Here is a 7,693-nt window from a genome sequence, read left to right on the forward strand (position 1 = left end):
AACCGGCTCCCATCCTTTGCAGGATGGCGGACAGAACCTTCGGCGCTTTACCTTTCGCCAGCATGATCCTGCCCTTCCAGAGCGGCGAACTGAGGAAGCATTCGCCGGTGGGTCTTAACGACCTGTTGCTAACGCAGCGGGTTGGTTACCGCTTTCCCTGGTCAACCAAGCTTGTTTTCACAAGCTCCGCCCTTCAGGGCGGGGTAGTTGACGGGAATTTCCTTAATTTTTGATTTCGGGTTCAAACTGAACCACGATATTCAAGTACCAGCGGCCACGGGCATCTTCTGAGAAGCTGCCGGAGCGGAATGCATACTGGCTGAGGCCATAGCTGTCCCAGACTTTGAAGTAGTGGCCGTTAAAGACAATCTGTCCATTCTTCCAGGCTGCGGCACCGGTATTGAAGGGCACCCAGCCGAGTGATCGGCGAATGCCACCTGATTTGCGCCAGCTCAAACGACTTTTTTTGAACTGCTTGCGCCGGGTGACATATTCCTTGCTGATCATCTGCAGCGTTTGACTGTGCAACCCCAATTCTTTACTGGCACCCTTGGTATAGGGGTGCAGGTTATCCATAGCTTTCAAATTAACAGCAAATAGGATAACCTGCAAGACTCGAAAGACAAGGCTTCTGCCGATGCCAAACCTTATATCCCTGCCATGAATGACAGGGTTTTACGGTTCAAGGGACAACCTATACAGTACAATGGATTGACCTGCAAGCTTTTGCAATGCATCAAACATTAATTCATACAATGCAACAGGAGTCAGCTTAATGGAATCCGAAAACTATAATCAATATCCGGTACGAATTATTGTAGCCGGTAGCCGCCCACCCAAGCAGATGGAGCCACAAGCAGCCAAAGGGATGCTTGAGGAGTACCGCACACTGATTTTCTCACACCTGGATGCACTGCTCAGCAAACTTGACCCTGCCCAGGTGGCTATTGTGTCCGGTATGGCTGCTGGCGCAGACATGATCGGGCATGAATATGCAAAAGCACGCGGGATGGCCGTTATTGAAATGCCGGCAGACTGGGGCAAGCATGGCAAACGTGCCGGCTATTTACGCAACGAGGCTATGGCTGAGATCGCAACACACGCGGTCGTTTATTATGACGGACAATCCAAGGGCTCAGCACACATGATTGATATTGCCCAGAAAAAACAGCTGAATCTCCGAGTTGAAAACAAGATGACGCCTGATTTGTTTGCCCGGTACACCCATGGCGTAGGCGCTGATGCAGAAGCAGCTGCTCATGATACCAAGGTGGATGAGTCTGGATCACCGGCAGCAAGTCAAGAAGCCAGCCAGGACATACCGGCAGCATCGGACATGCCGAAAGCATCCGCATTGGCGGCTTTGCCGGCTGAAGATCAGCAACAGCAGGCTGCGCAAACCCCGTCAGAGCAACCTGTTCCAGATCAAGCAGAAACCGCCACTGAGATGGGTGCAAAACCTGAAAACACCAATCCTGCACCGGTGATCGCTTTTGTGCCGCCATCTCAAGTGGATCAGGAGCTACTACAAAAAGCATTGAATGAACCGGAACGGTTTCGCATTCAGGAGCGCATGGATGATGTCATCCTGGAGGTTCAAGCCGGTGTAGACCAGGCAGCCGGTGCGCTGGAATTGCCTTTGGATCTGGCTGATCCGGTAGGCGATGAAATCCCTGTGGTAGCGCTTGATACTGAGACCACCGGCTTTGATCCTGTGAAGAACAAAATTATTGAGATCGGAATGGTGCGCGCCTTGGTGAGTCCTTCAACGGGGCAGGTGACACGGATTGAGCGCGCATGCAGCTTGTTGGAAGATCCTTTGGAGCCGTTGAGTGCAGACATTATTCGAGTCACCGGCCTCACGGATGATCAACTGGCGGGTTATACCATTGATGACAGCCTGGTAGCTTCGTTCTTTAAAGACAACCCCCTGGTGATTGCACATAACAGTCCATTTGATCGCCCATTCTTTGAAAACCGCTTTAAAGAATTACGCGGCATGAACTGGCTGTGCTCATTAAAGCAGGCACCCTGGCAACAAAAAGGCTTTGAATCCAGCAAGCTCGAGTATCTGGCGCTGAAGTCAGGTTTTTTCTTCGGCGGGCACCGTGCTGCCGTGGACGCCTTGGCTGTTCTGGAGCTTTTGAAGCGCCACCCCGATGTTTTCCCTTATATGCTTCAGGAGCACCAGCGAGTGCCGGTCACCTTTCGCGCCCTCGGAGCGCCTTTTGATGTCAAGGATGCTCTGAAGGAAGCAGGCTTTAAGTGGGACGACGGCTCAGGATCGGGAACCAAGGCGTGGTTTTATGAAACCTCAATCAGAAGTGATCAGTTGGAACAAGGGATTGCAGAACACAAGGCATGGATGAAAACGATCTATGGGCCAAGGGCAGAACGCTGCGCGGTGGAGACCGACCCTGTGTGGAAACGATACATGAGCCCCGATGTGAAGAAAGAATGCCTTGCGCCCTACTCAGCGCCCGGTGATGCCCAGGGGCAGGTCAAACAGGTCGGCAACGAACCTTGATGTGTTTTGGTCGCAGCCACCCTTGGCATAGTGGGGTGGCATGGGGTGGCAAATGGAATTGAAAACAAAACCCAGCCAAGTGCTGGGTTTTGCTTAATGTGCAAAAAAACGCGCAAAAAGATAATCATCCCTGTATAATGTGCAGTATAATGCACAGTAAATTGAGGGACAACTAATGCGCCGACTAAAACAAATCCAACAAACTCCGGATGAGGTGGATGCAAACATCGCTCGCATTCTCCATGATCATAGCGAGGATCAACTAACTGCCGGACAGCTGCTAAAGGTGATGCGCAGAAAGTTTTTTGGCGTTACTCAGGAGAGTTACGCTAAAGCCATTGGAGTGAGTCGCAGAACCCTGGTTCAGATAGAGAGCGATGATTTTGGCAGTGTTTCTTTTCAGTCAATCCAGAATGCCTTTCGTCCTTTTGGCATGAAGTTATATGTTGGGGTCTTGCCAAATCGTAAGAAGATCAGAGAAATCCAACGCGCCATATCTGTAGAAAGGAGAGATGCAGATGTATGAACTCAGGAAGACTCTGACGGTGCAAATTCATTTGGCTGATAGCGGCTGGGTTGATTGTGCGACACTCGAACTTAAGAATCCTGAACTAGGGCCGGCAGACAGGGTGACCGGTCGCTACATCAACTCTTTTATCACTGAAGGACAGCGAATAAATCATCTTGGTGCTATTGGTATCCCTGCGGTGTGGATGCAAATGCCCTTGGAATATGCAATGAGCCTTGACTTTGATCATTGGCCGGTTTTTCTGATGGATATTATTCCAACCGGTGCTGCTCAGCGCTACTGGAAGTCCTTTTTGATGCTGGAAAACAATCCTGAAAACATTGTGGCTGCGCACATGTTGCAGCGAGGTGCAATTGCACCGATTGGCAACGTCCGAATTCGAGAAGCTTTTGAATCAGGAAGCTTCATTCATCGAAAGCCCATGGAGCATTTTTCCTGGGAAAATGCTGCGTCACGCATGGATGATTTTGTTACTCATGCCACACGGCATGGAATGATGATCAGCGGCGGGACTGGAGCCGGTGGCGATGCGCCAAAGATACTGCTGCGCATGGATGCCAACAAGAAAACAGTATGGGTTGATCCTTATCCCGACATACGAAATAAAGATGCTTTTTATCTAGTTAAATTCCCGAGGCGGCAAGATGGTAATGCCCGGCCAACGGATCGTGACAAGGATATTCTGCGCACAGAGTTTATTTTCTATCATGAGCTTGCTGCCATGGGAATTGATACGATTGATGTTAAAAATATCTATTTGTTAGAGGATGGGCAGCATGACCCTACATTGTGGCTGCCTCGATTTGATCGTGAATATGATCACCAAAAAGAACAATGGCGGCTCTTAGGAGTGGAGTCAGTGAATGCTGCTGTAGCAGGCAACGCATCAAATAAGCATGAATCAATCCTGATGGGATTTAAGAAGCTGTTCAGTCAGAATGCCTCAGAGTTTCTGGTTTCTTTTGATGATCTTGCAGCGGAGTGGGTAAGGCGTGATTTGCTAAACGTGATTTTTGGCAATAGTGACAACCATGGGCGAAATTCATCGGTGGTCAAAAGTGAAGGGGGTATCAAGTTGGCACCTGTATATGATTTTGCCCCCATGGCCGCTGATGAGAGCAGCATTCATCGAACCATAAGGTGGGGTGATGCAATAGAGAAGGCTGCCGTGATTAATTGGCACTTGCTACCAGGGTATCTGGAAAAGATGCGACTGGGGTCTGCTGATCTGATAACAGTAAAACTACTTGATACCATGCGGAAATCTAAAGGACTGTATGATCGATTGATAGAGCGTGGTGCACCCGAAAGTATTTTAAATCTGCCCAGAATTAATATGAAATCATTGGATGAGAAAATTGCGCAGTGGATCTTTGATTTGAATGGCCGGGATGAGGCTTATTTGAAGCCTGATTTTTATTCAAGGTAAATGTTATGCAACACCGACACCTTAATCATCAAGAATATACACTTGCAGCCATTGATGATGTTATCAGCAGGGGAAAGATCAACGACTGGCTTGATCTGCGTAACGCAGTAGCGCAATCACCACAGCTGCTGGATAAGATTGAGCGAATCTGTACAGCAAAAGCCAGTGATCCTTATGCATAACGATATGTTTTTTGGAGTTTGTATGTCAAAAAAAAAACGAAATCCTCCCTGAGTGGGAACTGGTTCTTTCTTCTGCTGCCCGGCTTCAGCGTATTTTGCCAGAAGCTGTTTTGGTGGGAGGTACAGCCTCAGCGATATATGCAGCACATCGTTTATCAGTGGATGCTGATCATGTGCTTACAGATCTTCGAGAACATTTCGATCAAGTTCTTGCCCAGCTTGAATCGGTTGCAGGATGGAAAACAGCGAGAATACAACGCCCTGTGCAAATTCTCGGTAGTTTGGATGGCATTGAAACAGGTGTGCGTCAACCGATATGAGAAAAACCCCTTGAAACAGAGTTTATTGATTGTTTTGGTGAGAGGATTTTGCTACCAACCGAAGGTGAAATTCTTCGAATAAAAGGAATTTTGATTTTGAGGCGTAATGCAACACGAGATTATTTAGATTTTGCTGCTCTAGGAATACAAGAAGCTGACACCTTTATGGCATGACTGGTCAAATATAGTCAGCATTTGTCAGACAATTGCCATAAAGCTATTTGAGGTTGAAGCGGACATAAGGTCTGATTGCAGGATAGTCCATACCACAGGAAACCATAAAACTTAATCTCTACAAGAAATTGAATTATTGAATCGTTTGCAGAGTGCGGATTTTCAGGTGATACTGGGTTGCAGCACTTGGCAATACAGGATAACCTATATAAAAATAGAGGATTATCCGATGAATGACGCGCTCACCCTGGATGTTCAGACACCAGACCGCTCACTAGGCGGTGCCGGACAGATTGATCTAACCCCCGAATTACTGCGCCGCCCTATCAATCAGGCACTGTATGATCGCGCACTGGCTGAGGGCTTGCACCCACTGCTGGCGCGCATTTTTGCTGGCAGGCTGGCAGATGCCCAGTGCAGCATTAGTGATCTGGCCTATCCCTCACTCAAATCTGTGGCACATCCCTCATTACTCAAAGATGCTGACCGTGCTGCAGAGCGCTTGGCGCACGCAGTGATGCACGGCCAGATGATTGGCATTCTGACCGACTATGATGTGGATGGGATTACCTCTCATGCAGTGATTTACAAAGCCTTGACTGAGATGTTGCGTGTTCCTGCACAACAGCTGATCAGCTTGATTGGACATCGGATGAAGGATGGCTACGGACTCAGCAACAGCCTTGCTGATCGTATCCTGAATGCAGAGGTTTTGCCTTCTGTCATTATTACGGCGGATTGCGGCACATCCGATGAACCAAGGATTGCCCGCTTAAAAGCCGCTGGCATTGATGTGATTGTCACTGATCACCACGCCATACCTGTTGAGGGCGTGCCTTCTTCAGCTTATGCAGTCGTGAATCCTACGCAGGATGATTGCCGTTATCCGGATCGCACAATTGCCGGTGTTGGTGTCAGCTGGCTGGTTATGAGTCTGCTGCGTAATCGCCTTGTGGAGGTTGGCTACCTGCCTCAGTCAACGCAAAAGCTGACTGGCTTGCTGGCCTTTGTTGCCCTGGGCACCGTGGCTGATTGTGTCTCCTTAGGTGGCAGTGCCATCAATCGAGCCTTTGTCAAAGTCGGTCTTCAGCTGATGAACAACTCCAACGAGCCCTGCTGGATGGCTTATCGCCAGCTGGCCGGAGATCGCTTCAAGGCATTTGATGCAGGAACACTAGGATTCCAGCTTGGCCCACGCATCAATGCCCGCTCACGCATGGCTGATCCCTATGCTGCCTTGTATTTTCTGCTCTCAGAGGACATGCAGGCAGCTCAATACTACCTGACCCAGCTATCGACCGATAACGAGGAGCGCAAAGCAGTAGAAAAGGGAATGGTCGTGACTGCCCGTGACATAGCAAGTCAGCAGGCTGCCGAGGGTCGCTCTGGGCTTGCCTTCTTCATTGAGGATGGTCACCCAGGCGTTCAGGGTATTGTGGCCTCACGGATCGTTGAAAAATATGGTCGTCCGACAGTGGTTTTTACTCAGGCCGATGATCCCGAGCATCTGGTGGCATCCGCTCGCAGCGTACCCGGCATTCATATCCGTGATGCGATTCAAAGCATCGCAGATCGCCGCCCGGAGGTGATGGTTAAGTTTGGCGGTCATGCTGGCGCTGCTGGAATGACGATCCTTAAGCGCGAACTTGATGCCTTTCAGGAATTGTTTGATCAAGCGATTCAGGAGCAGGCCAATCAAACCGCCACAAAACTACACCCTAAAGTGATGACTGATGGCAGTCTTGAACCTGAATGGATCACTCTTGAGACTCACGCCCTGCTGGCGCATCTGGACCCTTTTGGTCGTGAGTTTGAGTCTCCACTTTTTGATGGTCAGTTCCAGGTTCAGGATGCTCAGCGTATTGGTGCAGATAAAACACACCTGAGACTGCAGCTGGCGCTGCCGGGCAGTAATGTTTCAGTCAAAGCCATTTGGTTTAAGGCTGCAGCCAATGAAGAGGCACCATCACCGGTGAGTATAGGTGATCAGGTGCACCTGGTGTTTAAACTTGACAGCAATACTTTTCGTGACAATACCACCCTGCAACTACAGATCGAGCAAAGGATTGGAGTTTAACGGATGAGCCAACTATCGCTTTTTCATGTTCAGCAAGCGTATCAGCAGGACACCAGAGTTATTTCCAACGTAGAGCTGTACGAACGGCTTTCTGATATAACGGGCATTCCCAATGATTCCTTCGCTGAAAAACGGCCTGTAGGACAAACCGGTGAGCAGTACAGTCTTTTAAAAAGAAAGGTGCGCTGGCACCAGCAAACGCTCAAGGAAATGGGTGTGATCACGCGGGTACAGCGCGGTCACTGGAAAATTATGGAACAATCCCGCGAAAAGCTGGAGGAAATACTCCCCGGACACATCGTCCTGGCTTATTCGACCAAGCTAGGTGTTGGCCTCTGGGCTGATAACACCAGTGTTTTCGCAAAATTAGGCGAACCAATCCATCTTTGCCTGACCTCGCCACCCGGAACATGTCAACCTCCTTTGAGCCAGCTCTTTAAAAATTAAATTGCTTT

The 7,693-nt window shown here is 49.2% G+C and carries 9 protein-coding genes; 8 read left to right on the forward strand and 1 reads right to left on the reverse strand.

All coding sequences use genetic code 11. The annotated features are described in order from the left end of the window. The coding region (locus tag IBX50_RS15120; RefSeq protein ID WP_292257128.1) for a hypothetical protein at window positions 1-233 on the forward strand (233 nt) is incomplete at its 5' end. On the opposite strand, the gene IBX50_RS15125 is transcribed toward IBX50_RS15120, so the two are convergent. Next, window positions 223-576: a hypothetical protein gene (locus IBX50_RS15125; protein WP_292257129.1), complete on the reverse strand. Its 354-nt coding sequence runs from the start codon at window positions 574-576 to the stop codon at window positions 223-225. The genes IBX50_RS15120 and IBX50_RS15125 overlap by 11 nt on opposite strands. Before the next feature lie 199 nt (window positions 577-775). Between IBX50_RS15125 and IBX50_RS15130 the strand changes: the two genes are divergently transcribed. From IBX50_RS15130 to IBX50_RS15160, 7 genes are all read left to right on the forward strand, one after another. Beyond that, window positions 776-2,527, forward strand: coding sequence for a 3'-5' exonuclease (locus tag IBX50_RS15130; protein WP_292257130.1), 1,752 nt, complete (start codon window positions 776-778; stop codon window positions 2,525-2,527). 175 nt (window positions 2,528-2,702) lie between these two features. Next, window positions 2,703-3,053, forward strand: a complete 351-nt coding sequence (locus IBX50_RS15135; RefSeq protein ID WP_292257131.1) for a hypothetical protein — start codon at window positions 2,703-2,705, stop codon at window positions 3,051-3,053. Continuing rightward, on the forward strand, window positions 3,046-4,485 hold the full coding sequence (locus IBX50_RS15140) for a HipA domain-containing protein (protein ID WP_292257132.1): 1,440 nt from the start codon (window positions 3,046-3,048) through the stop codon (window positions 4,483-4,485). Before IBX50_RS15135 ends, IBX50_RS15140 begins: the two co-directional genes overlap by 8 nt. Window positions 4,486-4,490: 5 nt before the next feature. Beyond that, window positions 4,491-4,667 carry a hypothetical protein gene (locus IBX50_RS15145; protein ID WP_292257133.1) on the forward strand — a complete coding sequence of 59 codons (177 nt, stop codon included), beginning with the start codon at window positions 4,491-4,493 and terminating at the stop codon, window positions 4,665-4,667. Window positions 4,668-4,678: 11 nt separating this feature from the next. After that, window positions 4,679-4,987: a hypothetical protein gene (locus IBX50_RS15150; RefSeq protein WP_292257134.1), complete on the forward strand. Its 309-nt coding sequence runs from the start codon at window positions 4,679-4,681 to the stop codon at window positions 4,985-4,987. A gap of 403 nt (window positions 4,988-5,390) precedes the next feature. Beyond that, window positions 5,391-7,238 (forward strand): single-stranded-DNA-specific exonuclease RecJ, encoded by a 1,848-nt coding sequence (gene recJ / locus IBX50_RS15155; protein WP_292257135.1) that lies wholly within the window; start codon window positions 5,391-5,393, stop codon window positions 7,236-7,238. A 3-nt stretch (window positions 7,239-7,241) separates the two neighbouring features. Further along, on the forward strand, window positions 7,242-7,685 hold the full coding sequence (locus tag IBX50_RS15160) for a winged helix-turn-helix domain-containing protein (RefSeq protein ID WP_292257136.1): 444 nt from the start codon (window positions 7,242-7,244) through the stop codon (window positions 7,683-7,685). The last annotated feature ends 8 nt before the right edge of the window (window positions 7,686-7,693 follow it).

The organism is Marinospirillum sp. (assembly GCF_014859565.1).

What these genes read in the sequence shown, in the direction of transcription:
- IBX50_RS15145 (WP_292257133.1), top strand. Translation starts at nt 4,491, where the DNA reads ATGCAACACCGACACCTTAATCATCAAGAATATACACTTGCAGCCATT.
- IBX50_RS15140 (WP_292257132.1), top strand. Translation starts at nt 3,046, where the DNA reads ATGTATGAACTCAGGAAGACTCTGACGGTGCAAATTCATTTGGCTGAT.
- IBX50_RS15125 (WP_292257129.1), bottom strand. Translation starts at nt 576, where the DNA reads ATGGATAACCTGCACCCCTATACCAAGGGTGCCAGTAAAGAATTGGGG.
- recJ (WP_292257135.1), top strand. Translation starts at nt 5,391, where the DNA reads ATGAATGACGCGCTCACCCTGGATGTTCAGACACCAGACCGCTCACTA.
- IBX50_RS15135 (WP_292257131.1), top strand. Translation starts at nt 2,703, where the DNA reads ATGCGCCGACTAAAACAAATCCAACAAACTCCGGATGAGGTGGATGCA.
- IBX50_RS15160 (WP_292257136.1), top strand. Translation starts at nt 7,242, where the DNA reads ATGAGCCAACTATCGCTTTTTCATGTTCAGCAAGCGTATCAGCAGGAC.
- IBX50_RS15130 (WP_292257130.1), top strand. Translation starts at nt 776, where the DNA reads ATGGAATCCGAAAACTATAATCAATATCCGGTACGAATTATTGTAGCC.